Origin of the sequence: Nocardia sp. NBC_00565 (assembly GCF_036345915.1) — a bacterium.
GTDB lineage: Bacteria > Actinomycetota > Actinomycetes > Mycobacteriales > Mycobacteriaceae > Nocardia.
This window is the reverse complement of the sequence record NZ_CP107785.1, coordinates 7,710,553-7,729,463: the sequence shown is the minus strand read 5'-3', so window position 1 is coordinate 7,729,463 and position 18,911 is coordinate 7,710,553. Positions and strand designations below refer to the sequence as shown.

The following is an 18,911-nucleotide window of genomic DNA, read 5'->3' as shown; positions in this document are numbered from 1 at the left end:
CAGGGCAAACCAGCTTGCCGGGTGATTGGTGAGCCGCGGGCATTCTTAGATGCCAACGCCGTGACCTAGGAGTTCGATGTCTTCACCACCATCTGGCGCTACGTCGGCCAGCATCCAGCCCGCCGCCTCACTGACGACTGTGCTGTTGATCCGGCACGGGCAAGCCCACTGTAATGAGACCGGCACGATCGCTGGGACCGACAGCTGCCGGGGCCTAACCTCCTACGGGCACGAACAAGTGCGCCTGCTCGCGCAGCGGCTGCTGCACTACCCCGACCGGATCGCCGCCGTGTACAGCACACCGGTAGCAAGGGCGTTAGAGACCGCTACCCCTGTAGCCAACGCGCTCAGGATGCCGGTACGTACTGATCCGCTATTGCGCGGTCCGATCTTCGGCAGCGCGGAAGGCCGGACATGGGCGGAGGTCGTCGCAGAGTTCGGCGCCGTTCCGGCTGACCACCCGCACCACCCGATTGCGCCCGGTGCTGAATCGTGGACCAGCTTCCTCGACGCCACCAGCACAATGTTGACAACTCTCATCGCACGCCATCAGGGGGAAACAATCGCGATCGTCGGACACTGGGAAACCGGCATTGCCTCGCTGAATCACTTCTATCGCCTGGAAGCAGGCAGCCAAACTCTCGCCACAGCGGCGCTTGAGAACACGGGCCTGATTATCTGGCGCGAAGGCCGCCTCCCATGGAGCCCCCCAGAGGACGACCGGCGGCGATGGGAGCTGAAGGCGTTCAACGACGCCTGTCATCTAGTGAGTCAGGAGTGCGTGTCCCATCCCTGTTCGACGGCACAGCTGCGGCCATAACGGTGAGTTGGCGGCCGGCCGATCTCAAGTCGGTGGGCCAAACCTTCATCCAGCTCACCGGAGCTGCTGCTCAGCATGCGGCCTACAGTGCGAGCGGAACGGACACGATCGGTTGCTTGTCTGCGGGGCTGGTGTATTTGCTGTCGCGCGGATGAGCACCGAATTGCGCCGGTTTGCGACCTCGACGCCGGTCTGGTTCCCGCTGAAGGTGGATTTGAAGAAGGGTTTGCACTGCTGAATCTGATTCAGAGGGGGCGCAACGGTTGAAGCGGCGGAGACCGCGGGGTCCAGGGAGTGCTGAGGTCTCCGGCGCCGGTCACGCTATAGGCAGGCACCGACAAGATCGGCATCAGTGGCCCGCCCATCAACGACGAAGGCCCGGTATGACGTGCATTCGCGCCGTGCCGGGCCCTCGGGCGTGGGTTAGTGGTCGAACTCGCCGTCCGCGACGCCCTTGGTCCACGCGTCCATCTCGTCGGTATCGAACTCGAACTTTACCGGTTGGTCGCGCGCATCGATTCCACGGAAGGTCGCTGCGCCATCGGCATGCAGTTCGATGGCGACCGCGCCCTGAACCTCGCCAGTAGAGGCGCTGAGGGCCAAATCTCGGGCGGCGGGCCAATTCGAATCCTCGAAGACGATCGAGGGCTGCTCTGCCGGGTTGTCTGCGTACTCGGCGTCCTGCTTGCTGTCCTGGATGAGCACGAGGTTACCGTCGTGGCCGACCGCCACGCAGGTATTCTCTCCACCGCTGTACGAACTGATTTTCCGCTTGATTGCGCTCACCTGTTCAGCCTATCTAACGTGCGAGTTTATCGATCAGCTGCAAGGATTCCTCGCGGCCGAGAGCAATTGCCTGCACCTGTTTGTACTTGTAGGCGAGTTTGTTCACGTCCTCGGGTGCTTCGATGATCTCGCCCCGGAGCGCAGAGTCGATCCAGCCCAGAGTCGGTAACCGCCCGGACTCGAAGTCGAGAAGGTGATAGGTCGCCGAGTTGAGGCTCGCCACCACCCCTCCGGCCTCGAACGGGACGATCCGCAGGTCCAGCCGGTCAGGGTGCTGTTCTATCAGGTCGTGCAGATAGCGCAGCTGCCCGTGACGAATCTCGGGTCCACCGACTTCTTGCATCAGTACCGCCTGCCCCATCACCACTGACAGCTTGCCGACCGGCTCGGGACCGGTGAGTAGGTGTCCTCGTGCGGCGCGAACTTCGACGCGCTGATCCACCTCGGTCGGCAGACTGATCGTGACCGTTGAACTGATCAGGTCCCTGGCGTAATCCTCGGTCTGCAACAGGCCGGGCACAACGTTGGGCTCGAAGGTCCGGATGCTGTGCGCGCCAGCCTCCAGGCCGTAGAACCGCATGAGGTTGTCGTCGAAAAGACCCGAGTACTTGGCGTACGGGCGCGGCTCCTTGGCGATCTCACGCAGGTCAAGCATCTCGGTGCGCTCGACCTTGTCGAACTCCAAGAGCTTGATCAGGATCTCCAGCTTGTCGTTCGCGAGAACGCCTTTGCCGTTCATCAGCAGCGAGATGTACTGCGGAGTGAAGGCCAGCGCACCCGCAAGCGCCTTCGCGGTCACGCCTCGCAGTGCAGCGCGGTCACGGATGCGCTTCATCAGATCCCAGTTGGCGACCGTGGGAGATGTCGTTTGCATCCCGCTCCTTCTCGTCGTGGGTCGCTCTCACCGTACAGCACAGATGCCTTCAGATTCGCGATCCACATGTCTTCCGCACTTGAGTCAAGTATCGTATCCTCATCGTACACAAAATCACAGTTCAAGCATTGCTTCAGTGTTTGCTGAAGGGATCGGGGAGCGATGGCGGTGCAGGTAGTCGGCAGGTCGCATATGACCAGCGACCAAACAGGACATCAAGCGAAGAGCGTCGGCCTTGGCGGCTGGGTAGTTTCGTTCCTGCCGGGCCGGACGCTGAGCATCGAGCAGGCCACAGCTGCGATGCAAGCGGCCGAAGCGGTCGCGACTGTCGGGTTGCTGGCCGACTTCGTCGGACTCACCACGCTTGAGCTGGCGGGTATGGCGACATCGGAATGCACTTGGCCGCCACCGCCAAGCGATCGTCGGCGCGGGCTGTGGCGTGTGGGTGGTTTGCGGTGATGGGCCAGGGGGTTGCGAGGCGACCGTCGAAGATTGCCATGATTTGTCGAGGGGCCGCGCACGACCGTCTAGATGCTCGCGCGCTCAGTGAACGACTGCCGCCCGGTGCCGGGCACCTAGCGGTCGTCACGGAACCGAATGGCCGATACACGGAGGCACAGTGATGTTCCAAGCGTGTCACAGTGCCCACGAGGTTCGGCATCTGTACCGAGTCCGCTACGGGGTGCCTGCTGAACAGCTGGGCCACCAAGTGTGCTTCACGACGACCGATCGCCTTGGCGTGGTAACCATGCCGGCGCAGCTGGGCTCGGCCGTACAGCGGTTCTTCGTCCCCACCTCACCGCCTCCCGTGATCGTTCACGCACGGAGCCGGACGCGGGTGTTCCCGGTCAGCGTCGGTCCGGGCAGGCCATTGGGCTATCGCGGTGTCGCGGCGCTTGAGCGGCACAAGATCATAGTCACGGAGATCGGCACGCGCGTCTGGTTGCCGATGTCGGATGCGCAACTGGGCTGGTACTGGTCACCAGCTCCCGTGCCCAGCCCGTTGCCGTTCATCTCACGCGCGGAGCTGCTGAGCGCGGCCTTGAGCGTGGCGTTCGAGCAGCAGGCCGCGTATCCGTCGAGGCGATGACCCATGGACCAGGGAGCCGAGGATCTGTCGTTCCCCTCGGGTGAAGAACTGCTGTCGGCGATCCGGGGTCACCACGTCGGCCAGCACCCGCTGGACGAGTACGCCCACGAACTGGGATCGATGTATACGGATCTGCTCGCCCAACCCGAGCTCGAGGAGCTGTCGCAGGTGGGCACGGCGAGTTTCGTCGGCGTGATTGATGAGTGGGTGGCCGCTCGATTGCCACAACCCCGCCCTGGCGCGGCACTGCACACCGAGGGCATCGGCGCGGTCATCGACCGTATGGCCGCTGCGCTGATCCACGCCTATCACCTGTTGATGACTCTCGACCCGGCCGGACCGCGCGTGCACGCGGCGTGGTCGCACCTGGCCGAGCTGGTCGACGCCTACACCGACCTGACCACCGAAGTCCTGCACCGGTCTCGCCGGTTGCCTGTTCTGGAGGAACGCAGTTGATGGCGACCGGCCTACCGGCCAAGGACTCGATCCTGGCCGCCTGCAGGGGATTCCCGTGCATCACCGATCATCCGATGCTGGACGCGGCGGGTGAGCTTGCCGTGTTGCATCAGACCCGCGAACACACCCCGTGGTGCCAGCTCGAGGACATTGACTGGCATCGCGCACAGTTGATGGGCGTCGTCGATGACTGGGTGCGGCTGGCAACGCCGGTGCCGTTCCCGGCCGCGAAGGTGCATACCCACACGATGGGCCAGGTGGTCGATCAGCTCGCTGCGCTGACGGTGCAAACCTATATGGCTTTGGCCGCCGCCCCTCCCGGTCTGTTCTACGACTCCTGCGTGCAACTCGACGAGCTGGGCGATGCCTACCGAGATCTCGCCGACGACCTCTCTCGCGGCATCCGCCGACTACCCCAGCTCACCACGCCATGGTGACGAGGACTGTCCCCAACGCATTTCCTTCCACATTCCGAACGGCCTCGTGAAAAAGGAGCGCACCGCCCATGTTCGATAACCCACAACATCCCGACGAGCAACCGCCGAAGGACCTGGCACGGCTCGGGACCAGCCCGCTGAACGGCTTGGTGATCCTGGATACCGATATCGCATACGACCCAGACGATTTCGTGGCGCTGGCGATAGCAGCGCGGACGCTACCGGATCTCGCGGTCATCACCGCTGACGAGACCCGCGGTCGGCGCGCGCAGCTGGCTCGTCGTGCGCTGGATTCGATGGGCCGCCACGACGTCGCCGTCATTGCGGGAATCGACCTCGGCGGGGAGCACCGGTTCCTGATGGACGGCTACCTCGATCAACCTCCGTCCCAACCCGATGACACTCCCGGCCATGCCGATGACCTCACCAACGCGGTCGATGGCCTCGTCGACGCGGTCACCCGGCTCTGCACTACCACGACCGGGCCGATCTTCTGGATCGGTATGGGCCCGATGACCAATCTCGCCGTCGTCCTGTCCTCTGTCCCCGATCTTGCGGAGCGGATGGTGGTGACACAGATGGGTGGCTGGCTGGATTGCTACCGCGACAAGACCCGCGCCTCGCACAACTTCCACACCGATCCCGTCTCGGCGGGGCTCGCGCTGCGCCTGATCCGCATGCCACGCCTGGTCCTGTCGGACTTCACGAACTCCTCCACCATCGAGGTCACCAACGACTCTGCGATGCTGCGCCGACTCCGATCATCGACCGCGCCCGAGTGGGCGCGGTTGCTGGCCGCGAACTTCGACGCATGGTTCCTGCGTCGGTCCGGAAGCTGGATGCACGACCCGCTGACCCTCAGCGCCGCACTGGGCCTGCCGTTCGTCACCTTCCGCCCCGAGCGGATACGGATCGAACGCGACGCCCGGATCTACCGAGACCCCGATGGGCGCGCGATGCAGGTCACATGCAACGTCGACTACGCCAGGTTCCTCGAATGGATGCACGCGGGGGTGAGCGCGTGAACGGGCGACGATGGGCGCACAACCACCCGCAGGCGACCTCAACGATGACCCCGGTGATGGCGGAATCTCGCTGCCGCCCAATCCCGATCGGGATCTCCACGGACCGAGGTGGGTACCTCCGGCTCCATGCCGATTGCGGCCGGGCCGAATTCGACGCTGACATCCAGTTGATCCGGGTCGCATGCCCAGCATTGCTGTGCGGGTCGGTGCCGGTCGCCGACAACCAGATCGGCGCGCACCTCACCTGGGACGCACGCCCGTGCCAGTGGAGCGAGTGGCGCATCGTTGATGACAGCGTCCCGGTCGTGCGGCCGGTGTCATGAGCGCCGCAATCCCACCGGAACCCCGCACCGGCACCGGCCTGGAGGACTGCTTCACCGACCCCGGACCGCTCAGCATCGACGACGCGATTCGCGCAATGGGCATCCACCATTCCTGCCCACAGCAGTGCCGAGTTCTGCACCGAGCAAACGACATTCTCAGCGAAGAGTATGTCGCGGTCGCACTCCCACCGGGCCCATCCAGCGACCCGGCACCAGCGTCCTCACGGTTCACGACGGAACTGTCACCGGAGGAGATCGCCGAGCGGGATCGACACTTCGCCAACCGACTCCGCGAGGTGATGCGCCTCACAGCGAAAGCGCAGCAACGCAACTGAACCTCGGCCGATCGAAGTTTCGACTTCGCAGCCGGGATTCTCGTAGCTCTCACCCTGTCGAAGGACATGTGGTGCCGCGCTTTGGCCGATCACCGACGGGCGTCGACCCCTATACGCCCAACGGTGCTCGGGTGTTCAACTATCTGCTCGTCGGCAAGGGCAACTTCGACGTCGACGGGTTGGTTGCCGATCGCATGCTTGCTGTCACGCCGGACACCACGACCGTGGCCTGGTTCGGTCGCCAGTTCCTCATCAAGTCCACGCGCCCGGCCGCCGAGGCGGGCGTGCGACAAAGCGGGACCTACTGACCGGCGGCAACCGGTACGTCGAGCGTGCCCCTTTGGCGCGCAGTCGATCTGTACACCGCGATGGGCCAAGACGGTCGGCCGAGCCGCGCGACTGGTTCTGTGCGGGTCACGTCGGCAGCCAGTACTGGCAGATTCCGTCGCTGGTGATGGTGTCGAGGTCGCCGCCGCAGGCGGTGATGACTCGGCGTGAGGCGACGTTGTCGCTGCGGCAGGTCATCCGAGCACGATCGATGCCGAGATCATTTGCCAGAAGTAGTGTTCGGCCTAGGATCTCAGTGGCGTACCCGAGCCTGCGTTGGTCGGGGACGACGTAGCCGATGTGGCCGCCCCAGTGCATCAGGCGCTCGGTGAGGTGATGTCGGATATCGCTGCTGCCGATGATCTGCCCGGCGCCGTCCTCGGCCATGAGGAAGGTGCTCGGCACCGCCCCCTGATCCAGGTCGATGCCGCGCCGAGATCGGTCGAGACGGTCCAGATACGACGTCCAAGGGCTGCGATAGTCCTTGGCGAAGTCGAACCCGTCGGAGTGTAGACGAGCGCGGACCGCCAGGAACTGCTGCTCGTCGTGCGGACCGAGGAGCCGCAGCCGCACGTCGAACTGCGTGCTGGACCGTGACGCCGTGCGGGAGACCGATATCAGTGGCAGCGCCATCTCGACCTCGGCGATCGACGGGTCATCCATGTCCCGCCGCTTACGGCCGGTGTTCGTGAATCCGAGGCGGAGATACAGCGCCCGAGCGTGCGCGTTGCCCTCCGTGAACCACAGCCGCAGTTGGTGATGCCCGTTCGCGCGGGCCCAGTCGACCACGGCGCCGACGAGTAGATCCGAGAACCCGGTGCCGCGGGCTGCGGGGCAAACCCACACCGAGGCCACCGACGGTGCTTCGTCATCGATGAGGCCGCCGGCCGATCCGAGTAGGGAGCCGTCGGCCTCGGCGACGAACAGCACCTGTCGGCCCATCCAGCTCCGCCATTGCCCCTCGTCCCACGCTGAGGCGACCTCGAAGGCGGAACCGAATACACCACAACGCGATTCGGCCAACGCATCCAGGCGCACCGCCCGCGCGAGCCGCCATTCGTCCACACCCACCTTGTGTATGGTCATCCGCCGATCCTGCGCAGTCCAGACGATCGCCGCAACGCAATATCGCCGCGATCGCGCCGGCGGGCGCGGCCTCTCGGCGACTGCTTGTGGAAACGGAAGGCAACGCCGGATGTCACTGCGAGAGCCAGCCGGTATGCTCGGTTTGGCCGAGATCGCCGCAGACAGAACCGTGACAGCCTGGCAGGTCCGGTTCCGGACAACCACCGATCCGGTAGTGCCAACACCTGCTGAGGTAGAAGGTCATTACGAACCTCATGTAAGAACACCGGGTGATTTGATGTCGCAAAACGTCATGGGCCAACCGTCATCGCTGGTTGAATCACAGATCCAATGTGGGCGAACCGGTTTCAGGTACACGCGAGACTGGAGCGGAACTTGCTGGCTCGCTGACCGAGCTTTGCACTTCGACACCGATCGCCGCCTCGATGAGGTCGGTCGCGGAATTGTGACCGTTAGATTCTGCCGCCTCGGTTTCACCCTCAGTTATAGAACCCGCACGAAGTTGCCGTTGGGCATGAATGAACTCTCGCTGCGTGCGTTCCAGTTCGAGCTTCGCGGTGTCGACGGCGAGCTGATCTACATCCTCGACCATAAAGCGGGCTTCGATGATGGCGAGCTCTGTGACCGGGCCTTCTGGCCCGGCGATGTTCGTCAGCGCCTGTCGCGCTTCGGCTGCCTTGGCGCCTGCTTCCTCGGCGATGGCGGCAGAGTTCTCAGCAATGAACTTGGCGTGTTGCATGGCGATCAACGTCCCGCCGTCGGCAGTCTGCGCACGAAGGCCACCGATAATCTCGGCAACCGCGTCCTTGAGTGGACCGTCTGTGAGACCTTTCGCCAGCGCTTCGAGCTCGTCTGCATGATCGAGATGACTTGTGTCGCGGGCAACTTCGGCGACTAGATCGCGATATCTGGTGTCGTTCAATTCGGCCTGGCGATCGGCCTCGATCCACTCCTGGTTCGCATCTTCGGCGGCGATGCGGAAGGGCCGCTGGGCGTCTGATCGTGCGCGTAGTCCGAGCACATACGACATGCCCAGTTTCATATTGGGACTGGTGCCGTTCCTCAACGCGTCCGTCGCCTGGTCAAGGACTCTCTGCTGTTCGGCCATATCCGTGGTGAGCTGCGCAACCCGCTGTGCCGGGGTGAGGTCGGGGTAGCGGGCACCGGGCTTCCACTTCTCCAGTCCTGCGGCTCCGTATCGGCGCAGCTGTTCCATCGTCCAGTTCTGCGCCATCTCGACAGGGTCTTCGGTGAAATGCCACTCGTCGTCATCGGTAGTCGCGACTCCGATGACTGCGGCGAGGTAGTCCTCGTCAGTGTCGGCCGGCGCGCTGGCGGGATAGCTCGGTGAAGGAGACTCCGTGGGCATGTGCGGCGGCGCAAGATTGGCCTCTGGATCGAAGACCCCGACAGTTGCTGCGGCACGCTCGTCGTCTTCCGGGCTGGATGGCTCCGAGGCGACATCGACGAAGCTGATCGCAGTGTGGTGGTGGATGGCCTCGATTCGGGCGGCGAGAGCATCGCACAGTCCGTTGGACTCGAGATCGTCCGATGGCTCGAGCTGGTTATCGTGGATGAGGGTCGCTGCGACCGACAGCAAGTCGTGGGGGCGCCAGACTGTTGGATCGACAGATTCGACAGCGGTGACGAGCCGCGGCCAGGCTGGATCATCGATGAGTGATGTCGCGAGCGCGGTGCCCAGGATTTCCCGAAGTTCCGAAAGCCACTGCGGTCGGTGAAGATCCAACCCGGTCGCGTACATTCCAGCGTCGTTGAGGTGTCGATGAAGCCGCCACCAGAGAGCGGCTGCGGGTTGTTCATCCGGCAAGGGACGTAGCTTGGCCGCGGTAGTCATGTGAGTGGGTACGTCGATGCCCGCACGATGCATGCTGTCGAGGTGTTCGGCGAGCACTGGCCAGTATGGATCATCGGCGATTCGGGTGTTGATCGTGTCGGCGACCCCGGCCCATCGGGAGGCGGCGCGGTTGCTGGCACCGACCATGGCTCGCACGCGACCGGCGAGGGCGTGCTGGTAGGTGCGTTGGCGGTTCGGGACAGCGCTGGGACCAATCGGGCGATGATCGGTGTCGGGGACACGGCGGGCGGCCCGCCACACCGCTAGGTCGGCGACCAGGTCGCGGTCGAGATCGAGCAGCGCGGAAGCCCATCGCGGCGCAGTGGTCGATGTCCAGTTGTACGAAATCGTGCGGATTCGATCGGTGAGTAGGGTAAGCCGATCTGTGAGTTCGCCGAAGAACTGGTCGTTGTCGGGCGCGGTACGCAGCTGTAACGGGATGCCTGGAAGCCATGGAAGAGGCCCGGTGTCGGTCGAATGGTTACCCGTCGTGTCGAGGCGCCAATCCAGTACGGCGGCCACATCGACAGCGTCGTCAAAGTCACGGTAGGAGATCGCGCGATCGAGGGCCGCGACGGGATCGTCGCCGGTCACGGCGACGGTCGCGAGATGTTGACGTAGCGTCGGCCAGGCGGGAGCATCGGTCAGTCCTGGTAGGAGTCGTGCGGCCGACCGTTCGATGTGTTCGAGAGCAGCGGGGCCGAGGGCGTGCTCGGCAAGTGCGCCGAGTGCATCGGTGTAGGTGTCGACGAGCGGGCCGAATCGGATCAGTGGGTCCATCGCTTCGCGCTGCATTGTCGTTGCCGACTTCTGTGTGCCGTCGCGCGAAAGGATTTCGATCAGGATTTCGATTGCGGTACGGGGTACTGCCGCCCGCTCAGTCAGGAGCGATTGATTGGTGCCGTCGAGGGTCGTCGCGATCCAGATATGGTTGGCCAGCGCGCCGCGAGTGGCCATCACGTAGAGCTGTTGGCGACTTTCACCGCCAAGCAGAACTCCATGACATATCTCGCTGGTCGTCCCCTGCGCGGAGTCGATCGTGCCCGCATAGCCGAGAGACACCGCCGAACGCAGATACTCCGATGGCAACACGACGCGGCGTCCAAGCTTGCGGCCGTCCCGCAGGTGCACCGCCTCGACACTGCCGTCGGGGCCTACTGCCGTGACGACCCATCGATACCCATTGCGTACGTAGTCGCTGCGGCTGATTCGAAGCCTGGGATTGTTCTCACCGGTACGAATGATGTCGCCGACGGAGGCTAGAAGTCCGTCCGACAGCTCAACTTCTCGGCCGATCGGGATGCGGCTTCGGGCAAGTCGATCGGTACGAGCCCGCAAGTTGAGTGTGGCGACTATCTCGTGGGTCGGTGCCAGCATTACGGCGTCGCGTCCCGCGGCGGTATCTACCGCCCATGCACGGTAGGCGGAATCAGCGACGGTGTCAGGTGCGCCGACATGGATACGTCCGTGGTCGGCGTGGAATGCAAGCGCCGAGGCGTCGCCGTCGCGAAGTGCCAGGCTAGCTGCGGCTTCCGTCTCGTCACGGAACCTGACGAGTTCGGTGAGAGTCAGAGGTTCTTGGATAGTCATGATGTCTCGCACCACTCCGCCGGCCGCGACGGCGGCCAACTGCTGGTGGTCGCCGATCCCGCGCACGGTGGCACCGCGTGACAACAACCACGACACTGCACGCGCCAAGGTGAATGTGCCCGCCTGGGCGATTTCATCGATGATCACCAGCGTGTCTGGTCCGATTGCTCGCATCCATCCCGGCACGAGGGGGCGAGGAGCGGCCGGATCATCGGGCAACCGGTACAGCGACGGCGTGTGTTGATCGAGAGTGTGAGTAATTTTGTCGATCGTTGCTACCGGGGCGCCGGTCTTCTCACCGAGAACGGCGGCGGCAGCAGCGTTGGGTGCGAGGCCGATTACGGTGCCGTTCTCTGCGCTCCACGCCTGGGCCAGTATCTGCATTGCAGTCGTTTTGCCTGATCCTGCTGGTGCGATCCCGAGTAGGAAACGCTGTTCGGACGTCGCTGCTCCTCGGATTAGGCCGATTTGGCCTGCCTTCAGTGGTCGGTCCGGATTGTTGGCCGTGTATTCCAAAAGCGCTGTGCTGACCGTGATCTCGGACACTGTCCGGGCGCCGGTCCGCTGGGACATCTCGATGAGGCGGGCTTCGGCTGCCAGAATTCGTGACGAGGTGTAAAGCCGAGAGTCGGCCATCGTGTAGGCGCTGCTGCCATCGAGACGGCGCAAGGGAGCGGGTGCATGGAGGCGGTCGGGCTCCCTGATTGCGATCGACCGTCTCGGCCCGAGAGCTGCTGCGACGATTACGTCCGTGATTTCGCCCCACCGCGACGGCGGAATCTGGCCGCGCACAATGCGCTCGGCTTCGGAGCGCACATGGGTCATCTGCCACGTCGCGCGCTCATCGGAGACGGTGGCGACTACTTGGTCCGCGGTGCGACTGATCCAGTCAGCGTCGATGATTGGCCGCGCTCGGCGGCGTGGGTGTAGTGCGGCGTAGACCATGGCGCCGATCGCTCCATCGCCGCCGAGTACATCGACGGCGTCGGCCCGCCAATCCGCCCGTTCTTCGGCCCTGGAACGCGCATCCGGTTTGGCCTGGCGGGTTTCGAGTGTCGCTTGCTGCGCAAGTTGGAACATCTCGGTTGCGGTCGGCTCGCGCCCATGGATTGATTGGAAGGTCGTCGCGAGCTCGCCCAATCGGGCTGTAATAACGGCGGCACGTGCTGACCAGCGCTCCATTAGTGATGGGTCGATTCCGACGACTTCCCGTACTGGTCGCTTGTCGGGGTCGGTGGTGGGACGTGCGGCGAACTCCAGGCCGAGAGCTTCTTCCAGCCGCATTTCGATTCTGGTGTTGTAGATTTCGCTGATTGTGACCAGCGCTCGAAACAGCATCCGTCCGTCGAGGGTGCGCCATTGCTGTCGGCGCGGTGTGCCCCCAGCCAGTTCGTGTTCGGGCTCGGCGGTTTCGAGCACACAAACCTTGTTGCTGATCACCAGATGGGTATGAAGGTCCGGATCGCCGGCCCGGCTACTGCGATGAGTGAACGCCGTGGATATCAGTCCTTGGACGTCGACCTGGCGAATCCCGCGTGCGCCCAGCCTCGTGTAGGCGACTCGCTCTTCGAGATACCGCAGCGCATCAGCGACCGCGCCGTGATGGGCCGCTTCGATCTTGGCGGCGATCGGTCCCGGCGTTACAGCCCATAGCGTAGAAATACTCTTGACCGGGGAGAATGTGACGTCGAACCCGGCGATTGCGCTGGTTTTCGGACGCGAATTGCGTGCCACCCAGCCTGACCGTTCACGTTCGTCGGCGGGTGCCCGGGCGTACTCCGCAGTGAACATCTCGACCGCTACGCGGGTCCGGATACCGGCGCGTACATCGTCAGGTATCGGTACTGACCACTTCAGACCGCGAGATCGGTTATGCCGCACAAACTCTTCAGCGCACCGTTCGCGAAATGTTCCTGCGGCGGTATACACCGCAAACGGAGCGCCGAGCCGGATCGCCTCCAGTGCAGCGCGTTTCGCATCCTTCGGTTTCGCTCCGCGCGTTATTTCGGCACGGAAGGTCTCCTGGCCGATTCGTACGGCCTCGGGATGCACTCCTTCGCCGAACAAGGCACGCATCTGGTCTTCGCGCACCTCGCTGCCCGCGGTGAGCCCCAATGCCTCTAACCCCATGCCCCACCACAATCCCGGTGACTCGCCACGGGCGCTGTAGTAGTCAGCGAGAGCGAATTTGCCAGTCTGGGACGCATCGTGAACAGCAACGTGTTTGAGGTAGTACGTGAAACCCTTTCCAGCAGTGAGCTTGTGGATCGTTGCAGCCACAGAATCCAGGCTACGCCCCGTTATCAGAAAGTTACCGTTGGTGCAAGAGGTGTATGGCTGTTGGGTGTGGTGGATTCGAGAGCGAAGCGATAGCAGGAAGGTGCCGAATCATGTACACGGATGGTGCTTCACGACGTGATTGCGATTGATTGACGAGGTAGATGGGCCAAATGGGTCGGGGCCGGACCCATCCACGCCCGCGCGCCGCGCAGCGGCGCGCGGGCGACCGAGAGGGGAGAGATCGCGGGAATCACCGCCACCTACGAACGTCTCTCGCCAGGTGACGGGAAATCGGCTGGGCAGCGTCGCGTGCGCGATCCCGTAGGAGGCGGCATAGTGGATGGAGGTGAGTGGGGATGTAGGTAGTAGCAGCTACACGACTCACCGGCCGGGCTCCTAATGCCTGTTCCGGGGGAAGGACAGGCCATGATGGCCGAACGACGGAAACCGGCAATCAAGGGGCGACAGCACATCCGAGAGCGGATGATCAGCCGCCGCCGCGAAGAACGTGACGCGAGAGCACAACGCGACAAAGACACCGAGACCGACCTTCTCGCCGCACTCGAAGTCAGCCAGCAGATCGCCGTACATCGCTGCTCGGTGGTCGAGGAACTCGAACACCGGCAGGGTGAGTGCCTAGACCGGGTACGGGGGAGAGGTGTGAAACCGGCCGAGATCGCCGCACACCTCGACTGGCCCGTGGCGGAGGTCAACAGGCTGATCAAGCTGGTGGCGCGCGTCGACGATGCCAACGCCATCAGGAAACCGGCGCGCCCCGAGAAGGTGCGTAAAGGTATTCCCTCCGATGAATCGGATGCCCCGTTTGCGGCCTCCCCTGGCGAATCTGCGGCCACCGAGGTCGCTGGTCCCCAGTTTCCACAAGGGACGGCCTCCTGATCGCGGTGCAGGACGGTGAACGACATAGTGCGGCGCGCCAGGACCATCGAAGGTCCCGGCGCGCCGCACTATTCGCAGGCTCGTTGCGCTGACCGGAGCAGCTACGCCAGTAGGGGATAACGCCCGAGTCCGTATGGCGCACCACCACCACTGCGGCGGCGCGCCCTTTGCAGTTCGGACAACTCGCTATTCGTCGTCGAGCGCTGACGACCAAAGGTCGATGAAGCTGGACAGCTCATGGCGCGCGTTGTAGAGACCCAGATAGCGAAGATCGTCCTTGGATGGCAACGCTCCCAGCTTGTCGATGACGACAGCGAGGCGGGTTCGCGCCACTGCCACAGCGCGTTCGATCACGAATCGGTCGTCGTCGGTCAGTTCGGAGAACGAGGCAGCGCCCATCATTCTGTCTTCGATCCGACGGAAGGCCACCAGGTAAGCGGCGGCACCGACCACCTCGTCGGCTCTCTGCATCGTCGTCGGGTTCGATGACCATTCCTTGTACGCGGTGGAGATCTCGTGGTGGCGTTGGCAGAGAGTTTCGATGATGACCTTGCGATGCAGGCGCTCTGCCTCGGTGAGGTACTGGCGTTCGCCAATCTGATCCAGGGAGTAGGCCAGTTCTTCGGTGCTCCGATCCTTGGCATCTGCAAGGAGTTCGTCACGAGAGAGGTTGTGTGACTGACGATTTGACTTTGTCATTGCGATTCTCCTTGCTACGCGGCGCTCGTAGCGGGGCCTGGTGTGGTGGTCTCTTGCGCCGGGAGAAGTTGGATTTCTTCCCCGCACGCGATGCGTTCGATCCGGCTCAGCTCGTAGCCCTGCGAGGCGATGAAGCGCAGGAAATAGACGTTGCGGCGCTTGATTTCGCGCCATGCCCATTCGGTCATAGCCGCTTCGAGTCCGCAGATGGCCATCGCGAGCTGCATCATGTGTTGGCGTGCGGCTGAAGCGCTTTCGATGTGCGAATTCAGGGTGGAGCCGTCTTTGTAGAGGCGGTGCGCCTCGTGTCCGGTCAGCAACTGCCCGGTCAGCGAATGTGCTTTGCCGTGCGCGATTTCATCGGGCCAGTTGGCCATGACATAAGTGACGAACTCCGGGGCACCGACCGGTTCTTCGGGCCTTTCCAGGAAGCGCCGGAGCCATTCGATCCGGCGGGGTTGTTCCTCGCGCCACGCCGCGTTGTGGCTTCGGACCTTGGCGTTCTTCGCCTTCTTCTCCTCGGCCGACTCCAGCTTGCGACCACTCACGGTGAACTCGTACGCAGCCGGGTCGGTGCAGAAGTAGACAGGGGTCCACGCCAGACGTGGTTCTACGTCAGCCAACGGGACCTTGGCAGGTTGCGGGCTATCAGCGTCGGACGAGTCCGAAATGCCCTCGTCGGACTCGTCTGCCTCCTCGTCTTCGTCGTCATCGGAATCGTCGTTGCCCCAGTCGATTTGCTGGATCGCCAAGCGCTCGCCGGTCGTTCGGTGGAAGTACTGCTCGTCATCATCGAGATACACCGCCAGATGTGCGCGGTCGATCAGGTCGGCGGTGACAGGGGCGTCGTCCTTCGTGCGTAACCGATGCAAGGCGAACGGCGGGTCTTGTCCCCACGGCTTGGCGTCGAGCACGGGATGGCCCATCCGCTCGTAGGGTTCGGACGCCTCGGCGCGAGCCAGTCTGACCGCGCGCTTCCTGTGCAGTGACGCGGCTCGCTCCTCGACCCTGCGTTCGTCCACCCATTGCAGTTCGCGTGTAGCTTCGGGGTCATCCTCGAAGTCGAGCAAGGCGGCGGCACGCTGGAGCGTCCATTCGCCGGTGGCGAACTTCTTGCGCTTGTCCGGCGAGCTGGCGACCTTCAACGACTTGCTCACCACGGTCGCCTCATTGACTGTCCGCTGGGCGATCTGGTCGGCACTCAGGCCGAACATCGACAGTTGCTCGAACGTGGACAGCTCCTCCTCGCGGGTGAGTTCGATGCGGTGCTTGTTCTCCGCGTACTGCTGGAGCATCCGCACAAGGTCGCCGCCAGTGGCATCAAGGACCAACACCAGGATCTCGGTCAGGCCGACCTCGACTGCCGCCAATGTGCGATGTTGTCCAAGCCTGACCTCGAGTTCGCCGCCTTCGGTCTCGACAACGACCGGTGGCTGCAACAGACCGACTTCGCGGACGGACCGGACCATCCTCTTGTAGCGCTCTGATCGGCGGATTTGGCGGATGTTCTTGGTGAGCTTGAGCGTCGCCGGATCGACCAGGCGAGTCTGAGTAATCGTGGTTTTCGTCATCAGATGAGTGCCTTTCTCGGTCGGATTCAGCGGTGGCTGGTGTCGCAGTTGGCGCACAGGCCCAGCAATGTCGCGACATGTGCTCGCGCCCTTGCGAATTCGCGCTCGGCCTCACTGACTGCGCGCCCCTGAGCGGTCAGTGCTGCCTGATACATGTCCAACACCAGCTCGTTCACGAGTCGGAGTCGTTGATCGAGAACCTGATTGACGGCGGGGTCGTCCATCACGATCCGGGCGAATCCGCACGCGCATCGAGTGGCGCGGACCAGTCCCTTCTGATGCCTTCCACGCGCTCGGCGCAGTCCGCTCCGCAGCTTCGCGAAAACGGTTGTCTTGCTGGACTTTCGGCGGCCGGTCATTGCGGTCCCTCCCTCTCGTGGCTGATCTGATGCTGGCAGTCTATCTACTAGACTGAAGTTAGTCTAGTAGATAGACTGAGATCGTCGGATGGGGGTCATCCGAAAACCACAGGCAAGGAGGGGAAATGACTGCACGATCGATTACGCGGTTGGAATTCCACGGAACGGAGGCAGCCTTCCTGCAGGCATTGGGTGCGCCGGAGCGACAACTGCCACTCATCGCCAGATGGGTGTACGAAACTCAGCAGGCTGGATCGCCGTTGACGGTGGCCGCGTGGGAAGAATGGGTCGGCGCCCCCGACGTCGACCGCGCGTCCCTCGACATCGAACGCGTCGAGCAGATTCCGGAGGATCTGGACTTCGAGTACACGCTGAAACAAGACAGCTCGGCCTTCGGATTCCGCATGCGAGTCAGGCTCGGTCGGCGAGATCGCCAGTGGCTCATCGTCGCAGAGGGAGACTCGCTCGTTGATTTGCTAGAGGTCGCCTACGTCATCATCGGTGCCTGCCGCGATCGTGTCGCACGCCAGCGGCGGATGAATGGCATGGGCGCAGAGGACCCAGACACGAAACTTCCCACCGTCTCGTCGCTGGCCGCAACTATGCGAGAACTGAACGGATACATCGAGGACGCGCAAGCTCTCACATTCGGCATGCCCGACCCTGATGCTTACTGGTCGGAGCAGGCCGAATGGCAGGCCAGCCAGCCCTTCCCGAACCTGTCGAGTATCGGCTTCGGGCCGACGCCGGAAGATCGGATCACCGTCGGCCTCAACACCTTCGGTTCGGTGCCCAACGGGCGACTCAAGATCCTGGACTACGTGCCAGCCTCGGTTGCTGCCGCGTATCTGACGGGTCTGAACCTATGGGCGACCCAGTCGCCAGACATACGGATTATCCGATACCGCAACGACAACCGCTCGCTGCACATCCTCACGAACACGGGCGAAGAACGGGTCTACTTCACCTATTACACGCCTGACTTTGCCGCTGCGCTGGCCGCAGATGCCCGGCGGTGGTGCGATCACCGAGCCGTGGCCGAGCTGCCCGACGACTGGGCCGACGAAGCCGAATACGTGAGATTCGTCAGCGCTTTGCTCACCGCGCAGTTCGAGGCTACCGACAGGTGCCGCGTCGTCGGCCGCACATACGGGTGGCCTGACAACGCCATCGTCACCCAGGCGCTCGACGCCGCGATCATCCGCCTCTGGGGCTCAACTCGGCTGGCCCCCAAGTCAATTCATATCGGTGCAGCGCCTACCGGGTCTCCGGCCGACGTTCAACTCACTTGGTGATCGAGGAATCAGAATCATGACTAAGAAGCGCACCGCAAATCCGAACCTGATCAGCCAGATTCGCCGCCCGGACGTCGATCGCATCGCGGGGATTGTCACCACGGTCAACGCGATGCTCGCAGGAGAGCAAGAAACCGCCATCGACATCATCGGCGCCCACGGAACCGATGCACGGATCGTCCTGCGCTGGGGGAGGATCGTTATGACGTTCACCTCGGCAGAACAGGTGCAGATGATGCTGGGGCTGTTCGGTCTGGCACGACAGGGCATGATGGACGTGCTTCCGCGTGTTCCGCTGCCCGCCGTCGAAGAGTCTCCGTTCGACGTAGCTGCCCTTGCCACGATTACCTGGACGCGCACACCGCAGGGAGCGGCATCCATCGAACGGATGTACCACCTCGCTATTCGGCGCTCGATAAGCTACGTCTCGCTGACGGTCCCACCGATCACCTTCCAGATCCTGGACCAAGCCAGCCTCAACAGCGCCATCAAAGCGCTCGTACACGCGCATCGGCTCGCCATCACCGTCTATCCAGATGGAGAGCGCTACACGCGCAACCCGATCACTGACACATGGAAGCACAAACATCACAGCTCTCTCCAGCGTCGAGGGACCGGCTGGCCCGAGTACTGATTGGTGATCTCAGGACGGAAGTCGGCAGAGCGCACAGCGATGCCGACTCCCCCCGACGTGTCCGCGAGTCAACCAACTCAACCCGCCCGCCGGGCTGATCGCGCGTTATCCACAACCCTGGGATTCATCCACAATCCACCACAGCGCGGCCGACGCAGAGAACCCGAGACCC

At 63.4% G+C, this 18,911-nt stretch carries 18 protein-coding genes; 11 read left to right on the top strand and 7 right to left on the bottom strand.

All coding sequences use genetic code 11. The features are described 5' to 3' along the window. Window positions 1-76: 76 nt before the first annotated feature. Complete coding sequence (locus OG874_RS35655) at window positions 77-820, top strand: histidine phosphatase family protein (RefSeq protein ID WP_330251440.1); 744 nt, start codon at window positions 77-79, stop codon at window positions 818-820. A gap of 423 nt (window positions 821-1,243) precedes the next feature. On the opposite strand, the gene OG874_RS35650 is transcribed toward OG874_RS35655, so the two are convergent. Then, window positions 1,244-1,606 (bottom strand): DUF397 domain-containing protein, encoded by a 363-nt coding sequence (locus OG874_RS35650; protein WP_330251439.1) that lies wholly within the window; start codon window positions 1,604-1,606, stop codon window positions 1,244-1,246. 13 nt (window positions 1,607-1,619) lie between these two features. Then, complete coding sequence (locus OG874_RS35645; RefSeq protein ID WP_330251438.1) at window positions 1,620-2,480, bottom strand: DUF5753 domain-containing protein; 861 nt, start codon at window positions 2,478-2,480, stop codon at window positions 1,620-1,622. Between the two features lie 162 nt (window positions 2,481-2,642). On the opposite strand from OG874_RS35645, the gene OG874_RS35640 reads away from it, so the two are divergent. The 7 genes from OG874_RS35640 (at window position 2,643) to OG874_RS35610 (ending at window position 6,454) form a co-directional block, all read left to right on the top strand. Next, a complete protein-coding gene (locus OG874_RS35640) occupies window positions 2,643-2,939 on the top strand; it encodes a hypothetical protein (RefSeq protein ID WP_330251437.1) in 297 nt (98 codons plus the stop codon). A 160-nt stretch (window positions 2,940-3,099) separates the two neighbouring features. After that, window positions 3,100-3,570 carry a hypothetical protein gene (locus tag OG874_RS35635; protein WP_330251436.1) on the top strand — a complete coding sequence of 157 codons (471 nt, stop codon included), beginning with the start codon at window positions 3,100-3,102 and terminating at the stop codon, window positions 3,568-3,570. Window positions 3,571-3,573: 3 nt separating this feature from the next. Further along, window positions 3,574-4,026 carry a DUF4254 domain-containing protein gene (locus OG874_RS35630; protein WP_330251435.1) on the top strand — a complete coding sequence of 151 codons (453 nt, stop codon included), beginning with the start codon at window positions 3,574-3,576 and terminating at the stop codon, window positions 4,024-4,026. Beyond that, a complete protein-coding gene (locus OG874_RS35625; RefSeq protein ID WP_330251434.1) occupies window positions 4,026-4,463 on the top strand; it encodes a hypothetical protein in 438 nt (145 codons plus the stop codon). The genes OG874_RS35630 and OG874_RS35625 overlap by 1 nt, the downstream gene beginning before the upstream one ends. Before the next feature lie 68 nt (window positions 4,464-4,531). Next, window positions 4,532-5,488 (top strand): nucleoside hydrolase, encoded by a 957-nt coding sequence (locus OG874_RS35620; RefSeq protein WP_330251433.1) that lies wholly within the window; start codon window positions 4,532-4,534, stop codon window positions 5,486-5,488. 319 nt (window positions 5,489-5,807) lie between these two features. Further along, on the top strand, window positions 5,808-6,146 hold the full coding sequence (locus OG874_RS35615) for a hypothetical protein (RefSeq protein WP_330251432.1): 339 nt from the start codon (window positions 5,808-5,810) through the stop codon (window positions 6,144-6,146). Between the two features lie 68 nt (window positions 6,147-6,214). After that, window positions 6,215-6,454 carry an SAM-dependent methyltransferase gene (locus OG874_RS35610; RefSeq protein WP_330251431.1) on the top strand — a complete coding sequence of 80 codons (240 nt, stop codon included), beginning with the start codon at window positions 6,215-6,217 and terminating at the stop codon, window positions 6,452-6,454. A 106-nt stretch (window positions 6,455-6,560) separates the two neighbouring features. On the opposite strand, the gene OG874_RS35605 is transcribed toward OG874_RS35610, so the two are convergent. Together OG874_RS35605 and mobF are read right to left on the bottom strand one after the other, a co-directional pair. Then, window positions 6,561-7,559, bottom strand: coding sequence for a GNAT family N-acetyltransferase (locus OG874_RS35605; RefSeq protein ID WP_330251430.1), 999 nt, complete (start codon window positions 7,557-7,559; stop codon window positions 6,561-6,563). Between the two features lie 319 nt (window positions 7,560-7,878). Further along, window positions 7,879-13,284 (bottom strand): MobF family relaxase, encoded by a 5,406-nt coding sequence (gene mobF / locus OG874_RS35600; RefSeq protein WP_330251429.1) that lies wholly within the window; start codon window positions 13,282-13,284, stop codon window positions 7,879-7,881. A gap of 483 nt (window positions 13,285-13,767) precedes the next feature. Between mobF and OG874_RS35595 the strand changes: the two genes are divergently transcribed. Further along, window positions 13,768-14,181 (top strand): hypothetical protein, encoded by a 414-nt coding sequence (locus OG874_RS35595; protein ID WP_330251428.1) that lies wholly within the window; start codon window positions 13,768-13,770, stop codon window positions 14,179-14,181. A 186-nt stretch (window positions 14,182-14,367) separates the two neighbouring features. Here OG874_RS35595 and OG874_RS35590 read toward each other — a convergent pair whose 3' ends face one another. Genes OG874_RS35590 through OG874_RS35580 form a run of 3 tightly spaced genes read right to left on the bottom strand, consistent with a single transcriptional unit; the run spans window position 14,368 to window position 16,810 of the window. Next, window positions 14,368-14,880, bottom strand: a complete 513-nt coding sequence (locus OG874_RS35590) for a hypothetical protein (RefSeq protein ID WP_330251427.1) — start codon at window positions 14,878-14,880, stop codon at window positions 14,368-14,370. 14 nt (window positions 14,881-14,894) lie between these two features. Then, window positions 14,895-16,451: a ParB/RepB/Spo0J family partition protein gene (locus tag OG874_RS35585; RefSeq protein ID WP_330251426.1), complete on the bottom strand. Its 1,557-nt coding sequence runs from the start codon at window positions 16,449-16,451 to the stop codon at window positions 14,895-14,897. Window positions 16,452-16,477: 26 nt separating this feature from the next. Continuing rightward, window positions 16,478-16,810: a hypothetical protein gene (locus tag OG874_RS35580; RefSeq protein ID WP_330251425.1), complete on the bottom strand. Its 333-nt coding sequence runs from the start codon at window positions 16,808-16,810 to the stop codon at window positions 16,478-16,480. 125 nt (window positions 16,811-16,935) lie between these two features. Between OG874_RS35580 and OG874_RS35575 the strand changes: the two genes are divergently transcribed. Next, window positions 16,936-18,105, top strand: a complete 1,170-nt coding sequence (locus OG874_RS35575) for a hypothetical protein (protein WP_330251424.1) — start codon at window positions 16,936-16,938, stop codon at window positions 18,103-18,105. A 16-nt stretch (window positions 18,106-18,121) separates the two neighbouring features. Further along, complete coding sequence (locus OG874_RS35570) at window positions 18,122-18,739, top strand: hypothetical protein (protein ID WP_330251423.1); 618 nt, start codon at window positions 18,122-18,124, stop codon at window positions 18,737-18,739. Window positions 18,740-18,911: the final 172 nt, after the last annotated feature.

Excerpts from the sequence above, each read along its gene's own strand:
- OG874_RS35655 (WP_330251440.1), top strand. The coding sequence starts at position 77 with ATGTCTTCACCACCATCTGGCGCTACGTCGGCCAGCATCCAGCCCGCC.
- OG874_RS35645 (WP_330251438.1), bottom strand. The coding sequence starts at position 2,480 with ATGCAAACGACATCTCCCACGGTCGCCAACTGGGATCTGATGAAGCGC.
- OG874_RS35640 (WP_330251437.1), top strand. The coding sequence starts at position 2,643 with ATGGCGGTGCAGGTAGTCGGCAGGTCGCATATGACCAGCGACCAAACA.
- OG874_RS35630 (WP_330251435.1), top strand. The coding sequence starts at position 3,574 with ATGGACCAGGGAGCCGAGGATCTGTCGTTCCCCTCGGGTGAAGAACTG.
- OG874_RS35625 (WP_330251434.1), top strand. The coding sequence starts at position 4,026 with ATGGCGACCGGCCTACCGGCCAAGGACTCGATCCTGGCCGCCTGCAGG.
- OG874_RS35620 (WP_330251433.1), top strand. The coding sequence starts at position 4,532 with ATGTTCGATAACCCACAACATCCCGACGAGCAACCGCCGAAGGACCTG.
- OG874_RS35615 (WP_330251432.1), top strand. The coding sequence starts at position 5,808 with ATGAGCGCCGCAATCCCACCGGAACCCCGCACCGGCACCGGCCTGGAG.
- OG874_RS35605 (WP_330251430.1), bottom strand. The coding sequence starts at position 7,559 with ATGACCATACACAAGGTGGGTGTGGACGAATGGCGGCTCGCGCGGGCG.
- OG874_RS35595 (WP_330251428.1), top strand. The coding sequence starts at position 13,768 with ATGATCAGCCGCCGCCGCGAAGAACGTGACGCGAGAGCACAACGCGAC.
- OG874_RS35590 (WP_330251427.1), bottom strand. The coding sequence starts at position 14,880 with ATGACAAAGTCAAATCGTCAGTCACACAACCTCTCTCGTGACGAACTC.
- OG874_RS35585 (WP_330251426.1), bottom strand. The coding sequence starts at position 16,451 with ATGACGAAAACCACGATTACTCAGACTCGCCTGGTCGATCCGGCGACG.
- OG874_RS35580 (WP_330251425.1), bottom strand. The coding sequence starts at position 16,810 with ATGACCGGCCGCCGAAAGTCCAGCAAGACAACCGTTTTCGCGAAGCTG.
- OG874_RS35575 (WP_330251424.1), top strand. The coding sequence starts at position 16,936 with ATGACTGCACGATCGATTACGCGGTTGGAATTCCACGGAACGGAGGCA.
- OG874_RS35570 (WP_330251423.1), top strand. The coding sequence starts at position 18,122 with ATGACTAAGAAGCGCACCGCAAATCCGAACCTGATCAGCCAGATTCGC.